The organism is Syntrophales bacterium, assembly GCA_035363115.1.
Taxonomy (GTDB): domain Bacteria; phylum Desulfobacterota; class Syntrophia; order Syntrophales; family PHBD01; genus PHBD01.
This window is the reverse complement of sequence record DAOSEM010000001.1, coordinates 756,001-776,868: the sequence shown is the minus strand read 5'-3', so window position 1 is coordinate 776,868 and position 20,868 is coordinate 756,001. Positions and strand designations below refer to the sequence as shown.

Sequence of the window (20,868 nt, the reverse complement as noted above, 5' to 3'; positions counted from 1 at the left end):
CGCGCAGCGGGATGGACCTTCTCTCCCCAAAACGGGATCCGTTTCCGTGGGGCGGGTCACTTGATCCAGATTTTCGCGGTCGGCGTTGGATTCATGGGCTGCCGCTGCCGAGGGAGCCGGCAAGCACGAAAGCACCATAGGACGATGGCGGGAAGCCCTTGGCCTTCAATGCGTCGCGAGCGGCAATCCACGCTGCACCGAAGTCTCCGCTTCGAGCCTTCCTGTGGAAGACCTCCATGAAACTCCGGGTGGCCTCGTCTTCCACGGGCCAGAGGGTGCTCAGCATTGCGGATGCACCACCGAGATAGAAACTGCGCGCCAGACCCAGCATCTCGTCTCCTTCGATGACCTGCCCCATTCCGGTCTCACAGGCAGAAAGGACCACCATCCGGGCAGACAGCGGCTGTTCGAACAATCTCTCGGCGGTGAGCGGCGAAGCGCGCTTGCCGTCGGTGAGGAAAAGCGCGGACTGAAGGGGATAAAAGGGGTCGTAGAGCGCATGGGATGCCACGTGCAGAACGTCCACCCCCCTCCCGACCCGGTGGCGCAGCTCTTTCTCCGTGGCCCCGCTGCCGAGCAGTGGGGAGGCATCGTAGCAGCGGGACACCTCGATCGCCTCTTCGCGCGCCCCCGGCAACTGGGGCAGGATGCCGCCAAAAGCAGGATCTCCCACCACGACGGCGCGGGGTGTCGCAGCCAGCGGGATCGATGCGCGGGCTACCCATCCGCCGGTGGGAAGCACAGCCACCGGAAAGGAAAGATCCAGTGCTCCCCAGGGAATGAAATGGAAATCCCCGCTCGGCACAAAGTAGACGGAGCGGAAGGAGCCCCAGGAGTTCGGATCGAGTGCATCCGAGAGATCCTTGAGCTTTGACCGCTGCACGTCCGCGCTGCGGCCCGGGATGGCGGCGTTGAAACCCGCAAGCCGTTTCTTGAGCTCCCCCGCCGTCACGGGCAGCTCTTTGAGCGTGACTCCTCTGCGGGTGACGACAAGCAGCCTCAACGGGTCATCACCCCGGCAGGGCAATGCATACACAAGAGCGGTATCCGGCGGCAGCATCGATTGGGCCGAGTCCAGACTTACCGCCGATACGGACAGGACATCCGCCAGGTCCGGGTCGCGACGTCGAAGGTCGAGAACCAGGGCTGCACGCTTTTCAAGCAGGCGTCGCTCCCGCGGGGCATCGACAGGATCGCGGCTAAAGATCGCGTTCTTGCGTCTTCGCTCCTCAAGAATTTCCCGGTCGAGGTCCCGAATGCTGCCGGTGATCGCTTCCTGACGGCCCGCAGCGACCATTCGGCTCGCCAGCAATGTGACAAACGCCCTGGCGCGTCCGCGCTCCATGTCTTCGAACAGACGGGGCATGTCTCCCTTGCGCAGGTTGATGCGCGCCAGGCCGGTGGTCACCACTTCCTTGCCGACGCCGAACTGGACCTTGGCGCCGTCAAACACCAGCGTACCGGCCAGAAGGTCGATCACATTCTGTGAACGCCGGAACTCCTGCTCGGCTTCATCCCATCGGCCCAGGACAAGAAGGGACTCTCCCCGCAGCGCACTCAGCCGCCACTGATAGTCCAAGAACCCCCCTTTCTCTGCAAACAGGAGGGCCTTGGCCGCCTGGGTTTCCGCAAGGTCGGGTCTCCGGGCGGCAATCAAGGCATGTGTCTTGAATGTTTCGATCAGAACTCCGCCGGAGCGGGAACCAAGGGCATCGAAGAACTCCCCGGCCCGGGCAAACATGGTCTGTGCCCGCTCAGACGTCACGTCGGTTGCGAGCAACGCCGTGCCCAATGCGGCCAGGCTCATTCCGCGGGCCCAGAACACCTCCTCCCAGGGCTGGAAGTAGAGCCCATATAAAGGATGCCGGCCGACGAACATCACGTTGTTCATGGTCTGGTCGGCGAGTTCCAGCCAGGGGATTGCCTCCCTGTATCGACCCTTGGCCATCAGTGCGAGGCCGAGCACAATATCGGACCGCACCTGCGCCGCCGTGACACGTGCCAGCTCCACCTGGTCGATCGGGGGGATCGCGTACGTCGAAGGAAAGCGCCAATCGCCGAGCGCCCGGATGACCTGCACCGCATCTTCCGATGCCCCGTCCAGATCGCCTGCCCAATAGCGCACTTCGGCACGCAGGGCACGCGACCCGTGGTTCTTTCCCATGGCCGCAATCTCATGGTGCTGGGTGCGTGCCGTCTCTTTCTCGGCCAGATCCGGGCGTCCCGTCATAAGAAGGGTCAGGACGCGAAGGTAAGACGCCTGCCACAGAAGGGCGGGGTCCCCCCTTTCATCGGCCAGGACCTTGTCCAGGGATCCCAGGGCCGCTTCTCCCTTTCCGGAAAGGAACGCGAGCAGTCCCTGCTCGAACTCCGGGGTTACCATAAAGTTGAAATAGTGCCTCGTACCCGCCTTGGGGGGGGCATACCTGTATGGCGGGATGTACATGCTGGAAAGCTCCATCTTCAGTTTTGCAGAAGGAAGACTGGAGAGGAATTCCGCCTCGGTTTTTCTCAGGGCAAGACCTCTCGCGCTGCCGCTGCGCATTCCCAGAAGGACTTGCCTGCTGCGGGGCGTACCGGATGAGATGGTTGCCTGTACGAGGGATGGTACTTCCTGCTCGGGGAGGACCTTGGTAGTCGGTGCATACGGGACCAGGGGGATCGGAAGGAGGGGCAGCGCACACCCCCCTAACACCAGCACGGTCATGCACAGGAAAATCATCCGGATCATTTCCTGAGGGCTCCCTGCAAATGCATGAGTCTTGTGGTAAGAAGGCGGGCTCCTGATCGCGCCCGATGATCTCTTTCACGGTCCGGGCGGAATTGATCCAGAAGCACAGGAACGGGTCAGGCTTCTTCATGGGAATCGTCCTGTGGGTTCCGGTGCGGATCCGCCCGCCGTTTTCAGGTTTCCGATTTCGGCTGTTATTCCCGATGGTTCGAGTATAAAACCGAAAGCGCATTCCTGTCAAAGGATACTTTGCGCGCTCGTAAGCGGCGGCATCCACCCCGAAGTCGCCTGCTCCCGTCCCGGGCCTCGCGGGGAAGGGGAAAACGGAACGACGGCCGGCAAATTCATTCCCCGACGGGGATTCCCAACTGCACAACATATGGACTCACAGAAACAACATGCCGCCCCCTGTTCGGTCCCGCCAGGGGGGCGGCACCGGCAACTTATTGTATTAACGACACATTATTCAATAAACGGGGTGGCACTTTCTTTGCGTCTCTTTTCACGAACGGCGGCCAGTGCCCGTCCGCCCATGGCGGTCTTTTGGAAGATGCGGAAAGAGCACCACGGGACGCCGCCCCGAGAAAACGAGGCTTTGATACCCTGAAATCGGACGGTTGTACCCGGCAATGCAGGAAGCTCGACTCTGAAAATCAAACAAGGAGGATACGGCATGTCAAAAAAGTATGATGTCATCGTAATCGGAGCCGGAATCGCCGGCCTGGGTTCGGCGGCCATTCTTTCCCGGGATTTCAAGCAGAAGGTCTTGGTCCTGGAGAAGAATCCCTTCATCGGCGGCCGCGTGGCTTCCTTCGTCGGCAAGGGAGACAAGGTGTACATCGACGGCATGGAACTGGATGCCAACGGCTTCAAGCGCGCCCTGGGCATGGTCGGATGCTGGATCCCGAAGTGCACCCCGGACCTGGAAACCTGCTTCAGGGAAAAGAAGTTCGACGGCTACACCATCGACACCGGGCACGGGCTGTTCTGGGGAAACAAGGGCAAGATCCGCATGCTCATGGACTATATCCAAAAGCCCGTTGACATGCCCTGCAACGTCGGATTCGCCTTCGTGGACTACAAGAAGGGCAACAAGGCCTACCAGGTGGCGAAGGGCGAGCCCTACGGGTGGATGAGCAAGGAAGGCTTCCGGGCAACCATGATCGCCCTCCGGGACATGGCGATGATGACCTTCGCCGACATCGCCCAGACGGCCCACATGTCCTTCGAGCAGTGGATCCGCGCCCGGAACGTCCCCCAGGAGGCATACGACTACATCAAGGTCCTGGCGGCCTCCCAGACGGGCCAGGCGGACCTGAACCTGACGCCGGCGCCGGACGTCCTCGGCCACATGGCCACCGCCGGCCCCATCCGGATGAACCTGGTGGACGGCTCCTGCGCGACCGTGGCCAACCCCGGCACCATGGCCTTCCCGCTCCTGATGGAAGAGGCCCTGAAGGAAAACGGCGGAGAGGTGCTCCGGAACACCCCCGTTGCGGAGGTCATCATCGAGAAGGGCGCCGTGAAGGGCGTCACCTACCAGACCGCGGGCGGCTTCGAAACGGCCTGGGCGGACCGGGTCATCTGCACCGTCCCCTCCAAGCAGATGCTGAACGTCATCCACCCCCGGTATTTCCCGCAGGACCTCGTAGAGACGGTCCAGACGAAATACTGGGGTGCCGGCATGATCACCGGGTACGGCAACATGAAGTCCGACATCTGGGCGGAGCGCGGAATCGAAGAGCGAAGCTTCATCTACATGCCCGACGTGATCGGCGCGGAAGAGGGATACAGCGGCTGCATCGACATGGTCCTTTGGAACCTGGCTTCCTGCGCCCAGGGAAGCAACGCCAACCCCTCGCTCACCAAGGAAACCGGCTCGGCGCCGGAGGGCAAGCACGGGTGGATCTTCTCCACCGCAATGACCCACGAGGAGATGAGGACACCGAAGAAAGTGTCCCGGGTGATCGAGTGGAACGAGAACTGGTGGAAACAGACCTTCGGCCGGGCCAAGTGGGAGTCAGAAATGGACCACCTGATCTGGATGTGCACCGACCACGCCTTCGCCTGGATCCAGCCCATCGGGCAGGACCGGATCGACGTGAAGTCCCCGGAGATCGAGGGCCTGTTCTTCGCGGGCGACCAGTACGGCAGGCGCCTGTGGGGCTGTGGCGTCGACGCGGCGGCGCTGAGCGTGACACTGTGCGTCGACCGGATGATGGACTCCAACACCGAGGAGAAGGTGTTCCCCTTCTACCACCGGGCCTTACCCGCCCCGAAAGAGACCTGGTAAGAGGCCTCCCGGGCGGCTTTGACGGAAGCAGCATGCGGGCCGCCCTCTCCCGGCGACTCCCTGCGACAGGATCGGAAGGAACCGGGCGGCCCGCAGTTTCAACAAAAGGGGGACAGACACGCGTCTGTCCCCCTTTTGTTACCGGATCCGGCCAGCCTTTTTTCAATCCACCAGCATCAGGCAGTAGAGATTCTGTGTCTCCGACTTTTCCTTCAGCGTGGTGATGGGGAAACCGTTGTTGCGGGCGGTCTGGAAGACGTCGATCCCGCAGGACTCCATGGAAGGCCTGGTCTTTGCGGGCAGGCGGCACGGAACCCCTTCCGGCTCGCCGCATTCCTTGCACAGCACACACGGACCGGCCAGCATGACGAAGGCCTTGTAGTAGCCGTCCTTGAACAGCTCCCCCTCCAGCTTCACCAGTTCGTCGAAGTAGGCCATGGTTTTCCTCCCTCGCTCCTTCACATATGGGGCATCGAGGTGAAACAGGATGACCCGGCTGTACGAGTCGAGGACCGCCCGCGTCTCCTCCGGCGTGGGGGTATGGGGCGGGCAGCTGTACCGGTGCCGGTAGGGGCAGCCGTACAGGCACTTGAACCGCACCCATGGCGCCGTCACGACCGTCTGCGGCGTCGTGACGACAGCGTGCGTGCCGCCGGCCTGGATTGCCCTGTCGCAGTATTTCTGAAGATCGGATGTGTCCATTCCATTCCCTCCCCTGGATGATGGAAGGCAGCATAATGTTGGCGAATCGCCGCTGTCAACGGAATTCACCGACCACCGGAAACCCCGCCGGGGCAAAAAATGAATGGGAAAAGCCGGCCCGCTTCCGTATATTGTCCCGGCGCATTTCCCCATGTCCCGGACGGACCGGGACGGGGCAGGAGCGAAACCGTGTGGAAGGGTCCTTCGGCATCGTGATCAACCGGCTTTCAGGCAACGGGCGCTCCATTGCAGCGCTGGTCCTGCTGGCGCTCATCTGGGGCTACAACTGGGTCGTCATGAAGAAGTCCCTGCAGTTCATGGGACCCTTCGACTTCAACGCCATCCGGATGCTCCTGGGTGGGCTGATACTCCTCGCCCTCATGGCCGGCAGGGGCATGTCCCTCCGGCCGAAACAGATTCCCCTCACGATCCTGCTGGGGCTGCTCCAGACAGCCGCCGGAACGGGACTGATCATCTGGGCGCTTACCAGCGGCGGGGCGGGAAAGACGTCCATCCTGGTCTACACCATGCCCTTCTGGATCCTTCTCTTCGCCCGGCCGATCCTGGGCGAAACGATCCGCGGCCGCGACTGGATTCCCGTCATGCTGGCCTTCGCCGGGTTGGTTCTGCTCCTGGAGCCCTGGTCCCTGAAGGCCACGTTCGAGAGCGAGATTCTGGCCGTCCTGGCGGGCATCTTCTGGGCGCTGGGCGCCATCACCATCAAGTGGATGCAGCGGATGCCGGACTTCGATCTCGTTTCCGCCACGGCCTGGCAGTTCCTCTACGGCTCGGTTCCCCTGGTAATCGCCGCCGTCGTCGTCCCCTCCCCGCCCGTGAAATGGACACCCTATCTCGTTATGGCAATCGCCTACAATGCAGTCCTTGTCTGCGCTCTGGCTTTTCTGCTCTGGACGTACATCATGAACAAGCTCCCCGCCGGCGTGGCGGGAATGGGAACGATGTCCGTCCCGGTGATCGGCATGACCGCGTCGATTCTGGAGATCGGGGAGCGCATGGACACCAGCGAAACGGCGGGGATCTTCCTGATCCTGGCCGCCCTTTCCATCCTGACCTGGATGAAGGGAAGGGACAGCCGGCGGCTTCCAATCGCCGTTGTCCCGGAATGACGATGACCGTGACGGTCTTGCAGGAGTCGACGATGAGCGCTGATATGACCGACCCGATCCGCCACCCCGGGGCGGAGTTCTCCGTCCGGATGGTTTCCGTGGAAACGGACGTTTCGCTGCGGGTGCTGCAGTTCCGGCCGCTGGGTGACCGCACCGCGGACCCGTTGGTTTTCGTGCCGGGGTTCGCCTCGGCGATCTACGGCTGGATCGACTTCCTCCGGGAGATGGTCCCGCTCCGGCCGGTGTACTACATCGAGTCGCGGGAAAAGACGTCGGCGCGGATCGGCCGGAAAAGCCTTTCTCCCGCGGACTTCCGCGTCGAGCGGATGGCGATGGACCTTGTGGAGGCCTGCAGGGGGCTCGGACTCGACGGCCCGGGGAAGATCGTCGCCGGCAGCTCCCTCGGGGCGACCGCCCTGATCGAGGCCCTCAAGCAAGGACGGCTCCGGGCGAAGGCCGGCTTCATGATCGGCCCCAACGCGGACTTCAAGGCCCCCCTTCTCATCAAGGCGCTCCTGCTCCTTCCCGCCGGTACCTACCACCTCGTCAAGCATGTCGTGCTCTGGTACCTGAAGAACTTCCGGATCGACGCGGCACGGGAGCCGGAGCAGCTCCAGCGCTACCGTGACACCCTGCTGACCGCCGATCCCCACCGCCTGAAGCGGACCGCCCAGTCCGCCATCGGCTACACGATCTGGCAGGACCTGGAAACGGTCGCCATCCCCGTGGCGATCACCCTGGCATCGACGGACAAGCTGCACGCCGAAGAGAAGATCCGGCGCCTGACCTCCGCGCTTCCAAAGGCGACGATCATCCCCTGCGAATCGAACCTGTACATGCACTCCGCCGCCCTGGCGGGAGATTTCGAGCGATTCGTGTCAGGCGCCAGATAAAGGAGGGACGGATTTCAAATCCGTTCCTCTTCCTTTTTCTTCACTCCCTCTCCAAGCCGGATCGCTATTTCTTCTCTTTCAAGCATCGGGGCGCGGGGGCTGCCACGGGGGCTTCCGCTGTCGCGGCCATTTTTCCCGCGATCCGTCGTCGACGGTCCGTCAGGCAAGAGAGATGGGAAAAATGTCCTGATCGCTCCTCTGGAAACCCCCGGTCGCGCCCCCGCGAACGTCGGTCGGGGAGGGGGGCTTCCCGGAAGGCGAGGGATGCCTCTCTCCTCTGGGCCGGCCTTCCATCGAAGAACACCATCTCTTTCAAGGAAGAAAAAGAATGGGATATTACTCAGATTGCTCTTCTGGAAACCCTAGTGGCGCCCCCGCGAACGTCGGTCGTGAGGGGGGCTTCCCGGAAGGCGAATAGCGGCTTTTTCGGGGTACCCTGCCGTCGCAACGAAGCGCCCGCAAAGTCATCTGTCTGAGCGCCCCTGGGCGCGTGTTATGACTTTGCAGCGGAGCGAGACGATGCAGAGTCGAAAAAACGCTTCTGAGCGCGAGGGAAGCCCCCCCTCCCACATGCCGGCCTCCCATACGCGCCTGATGATATGTAAAAAGGGAAAAATAAAGGTAGGAGGAGCGGATTTGAAATCCGCTCCTCTGTAGAGGCCGGGGGCCGGGCTTCCGCCCGTCTCCCATCTGTTTGCCGCTTCCTATTTCCGGGCGGCGATCTTGCTCCAGGTGTCGCGGAGGGACACGATCCGGTTGAAGACGGGTTTCCCGGGGCGGGAATCCTTCATGTCCGCACAGAAGTAGCCGATCCGCTCGAACTGCTGGCTGCCGCCCGCCGGCGCCTCCTCGAGGGACCGCTCCACGAAACAACCCGTCAGGACCTGGAGGGACTCCGGATTGAGGTGGTCCAGGTAATCCTCCCCCGCCGGATCGGCAATCGTGAACAGACGGTCGTACAGCCTCACCTCCGCGGGCACGGCGTGCTCCGCCGACACCCAGTGGATGACGCCGTCGATCTTGCGGCCGTCGGCGGGCGGGCCGCTCCGGGTATCCGGGTCGTACGTGCAGTGAAGCTCCAGGATCTCGCCGGTCTTCTCGTCCTTCACCATGCTCTCGAAGCGGATCACGTAGGCGTTCCGGAGGCGAACCTCCTTCCCGGGCGCCAGGCGCTTGTACTTCTTCGGGGGGATTTCCTCGAAGTCCTCCCGCTCGATGTAAAGGACCCTGGTGAAAGGGATTTTCCGGGAGCCCATCTCGGGCTTCTGGGGGTGATTGGCACAGTCAAACTCTTCCGTCTCCCCCTCCGGGTAGTTGTCGAGAACGACCTTCAGGGGCCGGAGAACGGCCATTGCCCGGGGAGCCGTCTCGTTCAGGTCGTCGCGGACACAGGATTCCAGGAGCCCGATGTCGACGAGGTTGTCGTTCTTGGCCACACCGATGGCGGCGGCGAAGTTCCGGATCGCCGCCGGCGTATAGCCCCTCCTCCGCATTCCCGCCACGGTGGGCATGCGGGGGTCGTCCCAACCGTTCACGAAACCCCGTGTGACCAGCTCGATGAGGCGGCGCTTGGACAAGACGGTATAGCTTACGTTCAGGCGGGCGAACTCGATCTGCCGCGGCCGGTCGCCGGGAATGAGTTGCTCCACGAACCAGTCGTAAAGGGGACGGTTGTTCTCGAACTCCAGCGTGCAGATGGAGTGGGTGATCCCCTCGAGGGCGTCGGATAGGCCGTGGGCGAAATCGTACATGGGATAGATCACCCATTCGTCCCCTGTCCGGTAGTGGGGCGCCCGCTTGATCCGGTACATGATGGGGTCCCGCATGACGATGTTCGGCGAGGCCATGTCGATTTTCGCCCGGAGCGTGTAGGCCCCGTCGGGGAACTCGCCGGCCCGCATTCTCGAGAACAGGTCCAGGTTTTCCTCGACGGAGCGGTTCCTGCCCGGGCTCTCGCGCCCGGGCTCGGTGAAGGAGCCCCGGTATTCCCGCATCTCATCCGGCGTCAGGTCGCACACATAGGCCTTGCCGTCCTCGATCAGCCGCCAGGCGAAGTCGTAGAGGGCCTCGAAGTAGTCGGAAGCGAAGAAGAGGCGATCCTCCCAGTCGAACCCAAGCCACCGGATGTCGTCCTTGATCGACTCGACGAACTCGAGGGACTCCCCCTCCGGGTCCGTGTCGTCCATCCGCAGGTTGCAGGTGCCGCCGTACTGGGCGGCAATGCCGAAGTTGAGGCACACGCTCTTGGCATGGCCGATGTGGATGTAGCCGTTCGGCTCCGGGGGAAATCTCGTGGCGACGCGGCCGTCGTGCTTATCGGTCCGGTTGTCCTCGTCGATGATGTCGCGGATGAAGTCGGTGGGCGGAGGGGTGCTTGTCTCGTTCATGGTGAAGGCTCCTTCGGAATGTTCCATTCCCCTTCCGGGTTGGCCGGACGCCCGGGGAGACGTCGCGGACTTCCGGAAAGGCCGATGAACTATAGGGAATTTGATCTCCTGCGTCAAGAGAATGAGCGGGCGGGCATCCGTCGTCGGGGAGGGAAGAAAACGGAGGTATGCATCGAGGAAGAAAACGCCCTGCCCCGCGGGAACAGCGTGCTCAATGCTTCTCCCGGCGTCCGAGCATTCTCTCCATCTCTCTCGACAGGCATTCGAAATCAATGGGTTTCTGGAGAAAACCATCGCAGCCGCGGTTCAGGATCTGCTGCGCCTGCCCCTCGATGCCGTACCCACTGGAGAGAAGGACGCGGACCTCCGGATTGATCTCCCGGAGCAGGTCGAAGGTCTCGCCGCCCGACAGGCCCGGCATGACCATGTCCAGGATCACCAGGGCGATCTCTTGCTGTCTCTTCGCATAAACGTCCAGGGCTTGCCGGCCGTCCACCGCCGTATAAACCTCGTATCCCAGCGCCTCAATCTGCCGGCGATTGACCTCCAGGACCGTCGGCTCGTCATCGACCAGGAGAATTCTCCCTTTCGCCTCCCGCTTTCCTGACGCGGCGGTTCGCACGTCGACAGCGTCCGTTTCCATGACCGGCAGATAGATATCGAAGGTCGTTCCCTGTGCGGGTGCACTGCTCACATCGATCATCCCCTTGTGCCCCCGGACGATTCCATAAACCATCGCCAGCCCCAGGCCGGCCCCCCGCCCCATGGTTTTCGTCGTAAAGAACGGCTCGAAGACCCGCTTGCGCGTCTTTTCATCCATCCCCGTCCCCGTGTCGCCGATCGATATCTTCACATATCTCCCGGCATCGGCCACCACGGGCGCGGTATGGCCGCCGCCGGCATACAGATTCTCCGTCTCCAGGGTGAGCGTTCCTCCCCCGCTCATCGCCTGGCCGGCATTCACGAAAAGATTCATCAGCATATGGTCCATCTGACCCCGGTCCACATGCACCGTCCATAGCCTCTTTTCGAGCCTTTTCAGAATGGTGATGTCCCTTCTTGTCCGGCCGAACATGGAGGATGCCTGTTCGATGATTTCGTTCAGGTCGGTGGGCTTGACCTCGTATCGTCCCTCCCGGGCGAAACCCAGAAGCTGTTTCGTCAAGTCGGCACCGCTGGCGACCTGCTGTTCGATCTTCTTCAGCCGCCGGTGATGGGGATGAACATCTTCCATGCCCAACAGCATCAGCGATGCCTGCCCCTGGATGCCCATCAGCAGGTTGTTGAATTCATGGGCGATCCCACCTGCCAATGTCCCGATGGACTCCAGCCTCTGGGCCTGCCGCAACTGCTCTTCCAGGCGGCTCCTCTCGGATTCCGCCCGCCTTCGCTCGCTGATGTCCCGTGTCACCGCGAGAACTCCGACCGGCCGGCCATGCCCGTCCCGAACGAAGCAGAGACTCACCTCGAACCAGACCGTCGAGCCGTCCTTCCGGTACTGCTCGAGCTCCAGGATGCGGATTCTGCCCGGATCGGAAGTCCGGTCCGCTTCCCGGGCCACCTCCTCTTCGAAGACGTCCATGCAGACCCGGAAGGATTCGGGGGTCATGACCCGATCCAGGGTCTGCTCCAGGGCCTCCTCGGGGGTGTACCCGCGGAGCCGAAGGACGGAGGGGCTGATGTAGGTATAGCGTAGATTCATGTCGTGGAACGATATAATGTCCGCCGTGTTCTCAGCGATGACACGGTACTTCTCCTCGCTTACCCGGAGCGCCTCCTCGACCTCGGCTCGCTCCTGCATTTCCTGCATCAGTTTTTGGTTGGCATCGGACAACTGCCATGTCCTCTCCTCGACGCGTCTTTCGAGATTCTCCCCGGCCTGCCGCAGCTTTTCCTTGGCCGCTTTCAGGTCGGAGACCACCTGCTTAAGCTCGTCGTTCATGTCCTCCAGGCGGAACTGGGTCTTCTCCCTCACGTTCTCTGCGAAATAAGCCAGTGCCGATACCAGAAGAAAAGAGCTCAGGAACCGGATCTTGAAATTCAGGGTATAGCCGCCGATGATGCCCGGGGGATCATCCAGGGAAAAGAAGATGAGGGCAGGAAGCGTTAGAACCGCCGTGGCAATCGCCCCGTTCCTGGCTCCCAGCCCGAAACAGGCGATCAGGGGATACGTATAATACCAGACATACCCCGTTTCATAAGCGCCCCCGTAGAACAGCAGGTACCAGCACAGGATGGTGTAGAAACCGATCGTTGCATGAAGACCGAATGAATAGTTCCGGGACCGGTGGACATAAATCAGGATCAGCAGCAGAAGGAAGGCCAGGGTGTAATCGATGAGACAGAGGGAGATGATGGAATTGAAATATGAGATGGTTCCCTGGACCAGGAGGAAAACGATCCCGACTGTCGTTCCTGTGAACAGGAGCGTCGTTTTCCGGGCGGCTTCGACTTCATGCGTTCCGTGCCTGCCGCTGGTTACCAGGTTCAGCAGGAACCGTTTCCATCTTTCGAGCATCGCATCCGCCCTCCCCCAGGCCGGAATTCTGCCGCTCATATCACAAGACAGCCGTCGATGCCATACCGTCTGATGGTGTCGTCCAACAATCCGATGGAATCAAATGGGGGGGGGGGGGGGGGGGGGGAGTCCGATGCCTGATTCCCCTCGACCAGGGTACGACTCACGGCTCAGGATTTCGGGGGCCTTGCATCCGAGCATTTTTGAACAGCCCGTCCCATGCCTCCGGCAGGGATGTTCCAATTCCTCCTCTGGAAACCCCCGGTCGCGCCCCCGCGAACCTTGGTCGGGGAGGGGGGGCTTCCCGGAGCGCGAATAGCGGCTTTTTCGGGGCACCCTGCCGTCGCAGCGCAGCGCCCGCAAAGTCATCTGTCTGAGCGCCCCCAGGCGCGAGTTATGACTTTGCAGCGGAGCGAGACGATGCAGGGTCGAAAAAACGCTCCTGAGCGCGAGGGAAGCCCTGCTCCCACATGCCTGGCCTCCCACTCGCTCCTGATTCTCTGCAAAAAGACGGAAATGTCGAAAGCGGCACCGTCTTCGGCAGCGGTCGTCAGTAATTAACCTTGTCGATCCCTTTCAGCCCCAGGATCTTTCTGGCCTCGTCGGGGGAGGCGGCATCGATGCCGAGTTCCCGGGCCATGCGGACGATCTTTTCCACCTGCTCGCCGCTGCTTTTCGCCATGCGTCCCTTCTCCAGCCAGAGGTTGTCCTCCAGGCCCACCCGGCAGTTGCCGCCCAAGAGGAGCGACTGGGTGCAGATCGGGAACTGGGCCCGGCCGGCGACGCAGACGGAGAACTCGAACTCCTGGAGGCGGCGCTTCGCGTGCTCGACGAGAAACATCAGATTCTCCGGGCTCGGCGACAGGCCGCCCAGGATGCCCAGGACGAACTGGACGTAGACGGGTTTCTTTACATACCCCGCCTGGATCAGCCAGGCCACGTTGTCGACCATCCCGGAGTCGTAGATCTCGAACTCCGGCTTGGTCCCGTTCTCGGCGAAGTGGCCGCAGTATTCCCGCATGGTCTTGAAGGTGTTGGGGAAAATGAAGTCCTCCGACATGGCGAGGTACTTCGTCTCCCAGTCATACTTCCAGTCCTTGAATCGCCCGACCGCGGGGAAGAGGGCGAAGTTGACGGAGCCGGCATTGAACGAGGCCAGTTCGGGCTTGTAGAGGCTGACGGGCGCCACCCGCTGCTCCACCGTCATCCCAAGCCCGCCGCCGGTGGTAATGCAGATCACGACGGGGCAGCGGCTCTTGATGCTGGTGATGATCTCCTTCATGAGGTTCACGTCCGGCACCGGCATGCCGGTTTCCGGGTTCCGGGCGTGGACGTGCACGACCGCCGCCCCTGCCTCGTAGGCCCGGACGGCGTCGTCGGCGATCTGCTTCGGCGTGACGGGCAGGTATTCCGACATGGTGGGAGTGTGGATGCTCCCGGTGATGGCCGCTGTAATGACCGCTTTCTCTCTCATGGTTTCCCCTCCTTTTCCGCGATGCGGTGGTTTCAACCGGGGCCCCCCTGAGCCGCCGGCATGGAAAGCGACATTCGAGCCTGGATCCGTTACCCCCCTTTCTTGTCTTCCCGCCGCCTCAGGGAGGCGAAAACTTCCCGGCCAGTTCCGGCAGGACCGTCTTCAGGTCCGCCGGCAGGAAATAATCGGACAGGGATGTCACGGGTGCCTGGTCGTCGCGGTTGATCGAGGCGATCGTCCCGGCGTCGCGGATCCCGACGGTGAACTGGACCTGTCCGGACACGCCCAGGAGAAGAGCCAGGGAAGGTCGGCATGCCTTGCCCGAGAGGCCTACGATCCGGTCCTCCGGAAGCCAGCGGCGGTCCGTGGCGACGGGCTTCGTGCAGGCCACCTCTCCGCCGAGTCCCCGGGCGATCCGCTCCGCCAGGACCAGTTCCTCCCGGTCCGCCAGGCCCTGCCCGACAATGACGAGCACCTCGGCCTTCTCAATGTCGGCGCCGTCACCCGCTTTTGCGTTCACGCCGCGCAGGCGGACCCGGGGTGCCGGCAGCCGCACCTCCAGGGATTGAACGGCCCCGGGCGCTCCTTCCGGCGCCATGGGAAAGACGCCCGGCCGGAGGGCCAGGACCTGCCGTTCCGTCGCCACCGCCTGAAAGACCTCCGTGGCCCCTCCCAGGGCGTACCGCACGCCGGTAATCCGGCCGGCGGCGACGTCCAACCGGCCCACGTCGGTCAGGCAGCCCGCCCCGATCTCCTGGGCAAGGCGGCCGGCGATCTCCTTCCCCCGGCGGCCCGATGACAGGAGGATGATCCCCGCGCCGCTCTGATCCGCCGCCTCCTTCAAGGCCGCGGCCATTTGCGCCGCATCGGCCACCGGATCTCCCTCCGTACGGATCTCCAGGACGTCGATCCCCCGTGCCGCCAGGAAGGCGGAAAGGTCCGCATCGTTCACGGACACGGCCCGGAGCGTTCCCCCCGTTGCGGCGCATATGAGCAGTCCCGCCGAGACCAGTTCCGCCGCCGTCGCCGGCCGGTCGCTGTATACGAGAATGTTTTTCACGATTTCTCCTTTGAACGGAGGACGTCCATCAGCTCCTCCACGGACTTCAGGATCACTTTTTTCCGCTCGCTCTGGGGAGCCAGCTGGTCCAGGGTCTCCACGGCCGCCCGCTGCGGTCCGTCCAGGCCCAGGTCGGCAAGGCTCCAGACCGTCTTCGGCTTCCGGCCGGCCTTTAGGATCGCCGTCACGGAGGGCGTCTGGGGCTGGGCGATCTCGGACACGACGCTCACCACCGCCGGCAGGTCCACCTCCAGGATCTCCTCGCGGTCTTCCAGGGAGCGTGTCAGGACGGCCTTCCCGTCCTCCAGGCGGATCTCCCGCACATACCCCGCCTGGGGCCAGCCCAGAAGCCCGGCGACGCGGGACATGACCTGGCCGGAATAGTTGTCGGCACTCCCCTCGCCGAAGAGGACCAGGCCGACGTCTTCGGTGCGCCGGATCGCCTCGGCCAGGGCACAGGCCGAAAACGCGCTCTCGGCATCCCGGAGACGATCGTCGATCACCAGGACCGCCTCGTCGGCTCCAGCCGCCAGGGCTTCCTTGACCGTGTCTTCCAGGTTTCCGTCCCCGGCGGAAAGAACGATCTTCTTCCCCGCCGCGGCTTCCTGCAGGGCGACCGCCGCCGCCAGGGCACTGCGGTCGATGTCTCCCATCAGGAGGGGTACATCGTCGAGAACGGGCCTGCGGTCCCGGATACGGACCTGCTGCAGGTCCGGCACCTGCTTCATGGCAATGAGAATATTCATGGCAACTCGCTTTGTGAAAGGATCGACCGCGAGGAAACGCGGCGATGGTTGAAAAAGGATCCCCCTGACAGCCCCGCCGGAGGGGAATGACTTCGTCCCGTCCTACCCGAACCGGAACTGGATACCCGCCCCCCCGGGCGGATAGGACCACTCCAGGACCTCCGGACCGCAGGCGATCCGGCAGGTTCCGCACTCGAGGCATCCCTCCAGGGTGAGGGTCACCGCCCCGTCGTCCCCCCGGGAATAGAGCCCCGAGGGACAGAGCGCCACGGCCCGCAGCAGCCTCGGATCCTTTTCCCGGCCCGGCCGGATGGCGATGTGCCTGTCCGCCCCGGGCTTGAAGACGTCTTTCCCCAGCTTTTCCTTGAGGCCCTGGGCGTCGCTCATATCTTCACCATGCCTTTCATGTCCCGGAGGACGGCCAGGATCTCCCGCAGGGGCAGATGCCGCCGGACGGTGGAGAAGAGCTTGTCCTTGGGGCCTTCGGGAACGGCAAACAGGTCTTCGAAGATGCCGATGGCGAGATCCGGGTAGCGGCCGTAGAAGCGCGGGTTCCGGAGGGCCTCCGGGGCGTGGCGGGCCGTCTCAAAATCCTTGAGTACAAAACTGTCCCGAAGGAGCGCCTCGTAGCAGGCCAGGGAGGCGGCGCTGAAATCGTTCCGCCCCTTCGCCTCCAGGACGGCCCGGGCGGCCCAGTAGCCCGATGCCAGGGCGTAATCCATGCCCCGGACGATGAGCCCCGTGTTGAGGGCGAATCCCGCGGCGTCCCCCGCCACCAGGATGCCGTCGCCGCAAAGCCTGCCGACGCCCGCCATCCCGCCTTCCGGAATCACGTGGGCGCCGTACTCCACGGTCTGGCCGCCGCGGATGAGGGACTGGATTTCCGGCCGGTTCTTGAAGGCGTCGAAGATCTCCGGCGCCGTGGGCTCGCCGGGGGCGCCCCCCAGAACGTCGATACCCAGGACGATCCCGATGCTGAGGCTCGTCCGGTTCGTATAGAGGAACCCTCCCCCGAACCGGCCCTGCGTGGCCTCCCCGAGGAAAAGCCGCGCCGCCCCCTCGCCGGGGGAGACGTTGAAGCGGTCGTCGATGACGCCTTCGTCGAGTTCGATGATCTCCTTGATGCCGACGGCATAATGCTCCGGATGCCCGGGGCTTCGGAGGCCCGCCTTCTCCGCCGTCAGGGACAGGACGCCGTCGCAGGCGAGGACCACGTCGGCACCGATCTCCTCGCCCGTCACGACGATGCCCTTGACCCGGCCGTTCTCGAGGATCAGGTCCTCCACGGCGCTCTTCGTGACCACCGGAACCCCTTGCTGCTCCACTTCCTTCGCCAGCCAGCGGTCGAAGCGGGCCCGGAGAACGGTCGCGCTCTGCGGCGGCCCGGCCGGGCCGGACCGGGCGTCATAGCTCCCGGTGAAGGAGCCGGTCTTTCCAAGCAGGCAGATGTCCTCCCGGACGATCCCCCGCTCCAGGGGCGCCTTTTCCAGCAGTTCCGGAAGCAGGGACCGCACCGGATTGAGATAGAGGCGCCCGCCGGTCAGGTTTTTCGCCCCGGCGTAGTCCCCCCGCTCCAGGACGAGCACCTCGGCTCCCTCCCGGACCAGGGTATAGGCGGCCGCGAGGCCCGACAGCCCCGCGCCGACGATGATGACGTCGAATTTGTCCATGCCTTTCCGTCGAGTGATTGGTTTGGGATGGGTCCCCCATCTCCCGGGGGAGGGAGGGGGACCCGCGTCGCAGGAAACCGCAATCGTTCACGGCTTCATCCAAAATCCGTCCGCGTCCGGCGGATGGCCGCCCCCTCGGGGTTCACGGCCGGCGCGCCCTGTTCCCGGATTCCGGCGAAGCCTGCTTTTCGTATCTGACCGCTTCCGGTTCTCTCCGGGGAACCGGAGGGGACCGGACCCCGGCTCAGCCCCGGAGGATCTCCCCCGCCACGAGAACTTTCAGGAGGGGGGACACGCCTTCCACCTGGGGTCCGAAGATAACATCTTTCCAGATCTGTGACATCTTATAATCCTGCATCAATCCGTAGGAGCCGTGGACGTTCATGGCGATCCGGGCCACGTCCACCGCCTCCTCGGTGACGAAAATCTTCGTCATGGCCGAATCCTTCAGGATGTCCCCCTTGTCTTTCGCCTGATCCGCCAGCCAGCCGATCCGGTAGGTCATCCAGCGAGACGCCTCGTACTTCATGGCCATGTCGGAGATGGCCGTCTGGATGGACTGGAACTTTACGATGGGCTGGCCCCGGTGGGTCTTCTGGGTGGCGTACTTGAGGGCCTCCTCGTAGGCCGCCAGCATACAGCCCAGGAAGATGGAGCTGATGCCGATCTTGCCCAGCGCCAGGGCCACTTTCAGGACCCAGAACCCCATGTTTGGCCCGCCGAGCATGCTCTCCGCGGGAACGACGACGTCCTTCAGGTACACATCGTAGAGGGGCCCCCCGGGAGCGCCCATTTTCTTCCAGGGCTCCGAGACGGTGTACCCCTCGATGAACTTGTCGAAGAGGAAGCCGCTGACGGCCCCGGTGTCGCTCTCCTTCGCGACGACGACGATGGGTCCGGGGAAGCCGGCGTTGGTGATGAAGCGCTTCGTTCCATTGAGCACGAAGGTGTCGCCCTTCCGCTCCGCCGTGGTCGTGAGCTGCTTGGGATCGGAGCCGGTCCCCGGCTCCGTGAATGCAAAGGACAGGATACCGTCTCCCCGTCCACCCTGGGGAAGGTATCGTTTCTTCTGCTCCTCCGTTCCGAAGTTCTGGATGGCCGCCAGGCCGACGTTGTTCACCGAGATGATGACCGACAGGGCCGGCAGCACCCGTGCCAGCTGCTCCAGGACCAGGGTGTAGCTGGAATAGCCCGCGCCGGCTCCACCGTATTCCTCGGGAACGGGGATGGCGAAAAAGTCGAGTTCCTTGAGATCCCGCAAGATCGAATCGGGCACCTTGCCGGTCTCCAGGACGGTCTCCACCTGGGGTGCCACCGTCTTCTCGGCGTATTCCCGGGCGGCCCGCTGGATCAGTTCCTGTTCCTTCGTGAGCTTGAACTGCATGGATGGGATTCCTTTCTCACCGGCCCCCCGGGTCTTCCGGCCCGGATCCAACTCCGGGGACGCGATGGCCGTTGGTTGCGGCGCCGGGAAGCGGTCCCCGTCGCACGTTCATGCTGATTATGATCCCCCGCCGATCCCGGCCAGGCGCTCCGCGGCCCTCCTGTCCCGGGCGAAGTCCGTCAGGAGCCGGAAATTGAGCTTCTGCGTCGCCGGCGGACCCGCCGCAATGACAGACAGGATCGGCGTCAGGGCGGCCAGTCCCGAAAGGGACTCGCAGAGACGGGCCATTTTCAGGCGGTCCTCCACGGCGACACCCGCACGCCCCTGGTGATACTTTGCCAGAAGTTCCCCGACTCCGGGGATCTCCAGGTCCACCGAGGAGGGCCGGGTCACCAGGATCCCACCTCCGATCTCGGCCAGCCGCTGGCCGGCCTTCAGGATCGCCTCGTTCATATAAAGCTTGGCGGCATTGACGGAAAAGGTCTCCGGCAGGAAAACCCCCGAGGGCAGTTCCGTCGCCAGGGCAGCCGATCCGGCCACGAGCCCGTAGAGGGTCTCGCTGTCCACGCTCATGTCGACCAGCTTGTCCCGGATGTGGCCGAAACCGGCCGCGCCGTTGTAGTCCGCCAGGGCCATCCCGGCTCCGATGCAGAGGTCGATGTAGCCCGACCGGCAAGTCGCCGAGGCGAACCTCTGGAAGTCGGAAAAGCGATGGACCAGGTCGCGGGTGGCCTTGACCTCGCCGCACAGGAAGACCCGGTCGTTCGGGACGAAGACATGGTCGAACAGGACATGGGCGCTCTGGTGCATGCCGAAGGTGGCGTTGCCGATGTCCTCGGGCCGCATGGCCATGAACTTGGCATTGGCGCAGGCCGAGTCGTTGACGTGAATGACCCCCTTGGCGTCGCCGGGGACGGCGAAGGCCACGGCGTAGGCCTCGTCGTTGGGTCCCAGGGCCGTGGTCGGCACCACGAGGCGCTCGTGGGCCAGTGGGGCGCCGGACTGCTGAAGCTTGGCGCCGTTGACGACGATCCCGTCGGCGTAGCGTTCGACGATCCGCACATACAGATCCGGATCGGCCTGGCGGTGGGGAGGCAGGGAACGGTCGCCCTTGGCGTCGGTGATGTTCCCCATGACCACCAGGTCCTTCTCCTGGGCCTCCTTCATGAAGGCCCGGAAACGGTCGTGGTATTGCGTCTTTCCTCCGGATTCGCGGTCCACGTCCCAGGTGACGGACCAGAGGGCGTTGATCACCGCGCCCGAGACGCAGCGCCCGCCGAAGCAGCCCCCCGTGTGGCGCATCAGAGCGCGCTGCATCTTCATCCGGGCCAGCAGATCATCCCGGGACTGGACGACGTGGAGGAACCGGCTGATCGTCCCTCCCGTGAGGGGGCTCTCCGTCACCAGCAGGGAATGGAGTTCTGGATCCCTGGACGGGTCGGAGGCCAGATCGAAGGTCTCGCGGAGGCAATGGAAGGCGGGCTTGAGGACCGGATGCTCCCAGAAGCGCTCGACGCGCTTGCCATAGATGAACACCGTCGAGTTCATGGCCTCGAGTGACTTTACGTAATCGGCCCCGCTCATCATGGCGCTCATCCCCTTCCGAAATCGAATTGATGCGGGAAATCTGACTGTCAACGGCAATACGGATGGAAACGGTGCAGGATTGGTGCCAATGGCCGCCACCCTCCCGCCAATTGATAACGAATTGATTATGCTTGGTTGTTTCCGATTCGGGTCATTCCGGACCGGCTTATCGTGTCAGCATATGGACTTTTGCTTCCATAAGGACAGACATGCCGGTCTTTCGCGGGATAGAGCTTCAGAGGCAGGACGGGGGAATCGTTGCGCCCCTTTTTGAGGGAAAAGGGGATGGCGGCAGG

14 protein-coding genes are annotated in these 20,868 nt (G+C 63.4%); 3 read left to right on the top strand and 11 right to left on the bottom strand.

The genetic code is table 11. From position 1 onward, the window contains the following. Positions 1–91: 91 nt before the first annotated feature. The gene (locus tag PLO63_03435) at positions 92–2,731 is read right to left on the bottom strand and encodes a CHAT domain-containing protein (protein HOI73180.1); all 2,640 of its coding nucleotides are present in this window, start codon (positions 2,729–2,731) and stop codon (positions 92–94) included. Between the two features lie 673 nt (positions 2,732–3,404). Here PLO63_03435 and PLO63_03430 point away from each other — a divergent pair. After that, on the top strand, positions 3,405–5,024 hold the full coding sequence (locus PLO63_03430) for an NAD(P)-binding protein (GenBank protein HOI73179.1): 1,620 nt from the start codon (positions 3,405–3,407) through the stop codon (positions 5,022–5,024). Between the two features lie 162 nt (positions 5,025–5,186). Here PLO63_03430 and PLO63_03425 read toward each other — a convergent pair whose 3' ends face one another. Further along, complete coding sequence (locus tag PLO63_03425) at positions 5,187–5,726, bottom strand: DUF2284 domain-containing protein (GenBank protein ID HOI73178.1); 540 nt, start codon at positions 5,724–5,726, stop codon at positions 5,187–5,189. Between the two features lie 191 nt (positions 5,727–5,917). Here PLO63_03425 and PLO63_03420 point away from each other — a divergent pair, with 191 nt between their 5' ends. Further along, entirely contained in the window at positions 5,918–6,853 is a 936-nt protein-coding gene (locus PLO63_03420) for a DMT family transporter (protein HOI73177.1), read from the top strand. Positions 6,854–6,885: 32 nt separating this feature from the next. Further along, positions 6,886–7,746 carry an alpha/beta hydrolase gene (locus PLO63_03415; protein ID HOI73176.1) on the top strand — a complete coding sequence of 287 codons (861 nt, stop codon included), beginning with the start codon at positions 6,886–6,888 and terminating at the stop codon, positions 7,744–7,746. A 704-nt stretch (positions 7,747–8,450) separates the two neighbouring features. On the opposite strand, the gene PLO63_03410 is transcribed toward PLO63_03415, so the two are convergent. The 9 genes from PLO63_03410 to PLO63_03370 form a co-directional block, all read right to left on the bottom strand. Next, the gene (locus PLO63_03410) at positions 8,451–10,160 is read right to left on the bottom strand and encodes a glutamine--tRNA ligase/YqeY domain fusion protein (protein HOI73175.1); all 1,710 of its coding nucleotides are present in this window, start codon (positions 10,158–10,160) and stop codon (positions 8,451–8,453) included. 184 nt (positions 10,161–10,344) lie between these two features. Then, a complete protein-coding gene (locus PLO63_03405) occupies positions 10,345–12,651 on the bottom strand; it encodes a PAS domain S-box protein (GenBank protein HOI73174.1) in 2,307 nt (768 codons plus the stop codon). Between the two features lie 550 nt (positions 12,652–13,201). Further along, on the bottom strand, positions 13,202–14,125 hold the full coding sequence (locus PLO63_03400; GenBank protein HOI73173.1) for a 3-keto-5-aminohexanoate cleavage protein: 924 nt from the start codon (positions 14,123–14,125) through the stop codon (positions 13,202–13,204). A 118-nt stretch (positions 14,126–14,243) separates the two neighbouring features. Continuing rightward, positions 14,244–15,185 carry an electron transfer flavoprotein subunit alpha/FixB family protein gene (locus tag PLO63_03395; GenBank protein HOI73172.1) on the bottom strand — a complete coding sequence of 314 codons (942 nt, stop codon included), beginning with the start codon at positions 15,183–15,185 and terminating at the stop codon, positions 14,244–14,246. Beyond that, positions 15,182–15,931 (bottom strand): electron transfer flavoprotein subunit beta/FixA family protein, encoded by a 750-nt coding sequence (locus PLO63_03390; GenBank protein ID HOI73171.1) that lies wholly within the window; start codon positions 15,929–15,931, stop codon positions 15,182–15,184. Before PLO63_03390 ends, PLO63_03395 begins: the two co-directional genes overlap by 4 nt. Before the next feature lie 102 nt (positions 15,932–16,033). Beyond that, the gene (locus tag PLO63_03385) at positions 16,034–16,318 is read right to left on the bottom strand and encodes a ferredoxin family protein (protein HOI73170.1); all 285 of its coding nucleotides are present in this window, start codon (positions 16,316–16,318) and stop codon (positions 16,034–16,036) included. Continuing rightward, on the bottom strand, positions 16,315–17,601 hold the full coding sequence (locus tag PLO63_03380; GenBank protein ID HOI73169.1) for an FAD-dependent oxidoreductase: 1,287 nt from the start codon (positions 17,599–17,601) through the stop codon (positions 16,315–16,317). Before PLO63_03380 ends, PLO63_03385 begins: the two co-directional genes overlap by 4 nt. A gap of 244 nt (positions 17,602–17,845) precedes the next feature. Then, entirely contained in the window at positions 17,846–18,985 is a 1,140-nt protein-coding gene (locus PLO63_03375; protein HOI73168.1) for an acyl-CoA dehydrogenase family protein, read from the bottom strand. Between the two features lie 117 nt (positions 18,986–19,102). Next, entirely contained in the window at positions 19,103–20,581 is a 1,479-nt protein-coding gene (locus PLO63_03370; GenBank protein ID HOI73167.1) for a 4-hydroxyphenylacetate 3-hydroxylase N-terminal domain-containing protein, read from the bottom strand. Between the last annotated feature and the right edge of the window lie 287 nt (positions 20,582–20,868).

Bases quoted from the DNA above. Each gene is read 5' to 3' on its own strand.
- PLO63_03425 (HOI73178.1), bottom strand. From the start codon at position 5,726: ATGGACACATCCGATCTTCAGAAATACTGCGACAGGGCAATCCAGGCC.
- PLO63_03405 (HOI73174.1), bottom strand. From the start codon at position 12,651: ATGCTCGAAAGATGGAAACGGTTCCTGCTGAACCTGGTAACCAGCGGC.
- PLO63_03370 (HOI73167.1), bottom strand. From the start codon at position 20,581: ATGAGCGCCATGATGAGCGGGGCCGATTACGTAAAGTCACTCGAGGCC.
- PLO63_03375 (HOI73168.1), bottom strand. From the start codon at position 18,985: ATGCAGTTCAAGCTCACGAAGGAACAGGAACTGATCCAGCGGGCCGCC.
- PLO63_03430 (HOI73179.1), top strand. From the start codon at position 3,405: ATGTCAAAAAAGTATGATGTCATCGTAATCGGAGCCGGAATCGCCGGC.
- PLO63_03400 (HOI73173.1), bottom strand. From the start codon at position 14,125: ATGAGAGAGAAAGCGGTCATTACAGCGGCCATCACCGGGAGCATCCAC.
- PLO63_03435 (HOI73180.1), bottom strand. From the start codon at position 2,731: ATGATCCGGATGATTTTCCTGTGCATGACCGTGCTGGTGTTAGGGGGG.
- PLO63_03410 (HOI73175.1), bottom strand. From the start codon at position 10,160: ATGGAACATTCCGAAGGAGCCTTCACCATGAACGAGACAAGCACCCCT.
- PLO63_03390 (HOI73171.1), bottom strand. From the start codon at position 15,931: ATGAATATTCTCATTGCCATGAAGCAGGTGCCGGACCTGCAGCAGGTC.
- PLO63_03380 (HOI73169.1), bottom strand. From the start codon at position 17,601: ATGGACAAATTCGACGTCATCATCGTCGGCGCGGGGCTGTCGGGCCTC.
- PLO63_03415 (HOI73176.1), top strand. From the start codon at position 6,886: ATGAGCGCTGATATGACCGACCCGATCCGCCACCCCGGGGCGGAGTTC.
- PLO63_03385 (HOI73170.1), bottom strand. From the start codon at position 16,318: ATGAGCGACGCCCAGGGCCTCAAGGAAAAGCTGGGGAAAGACGTCTTC.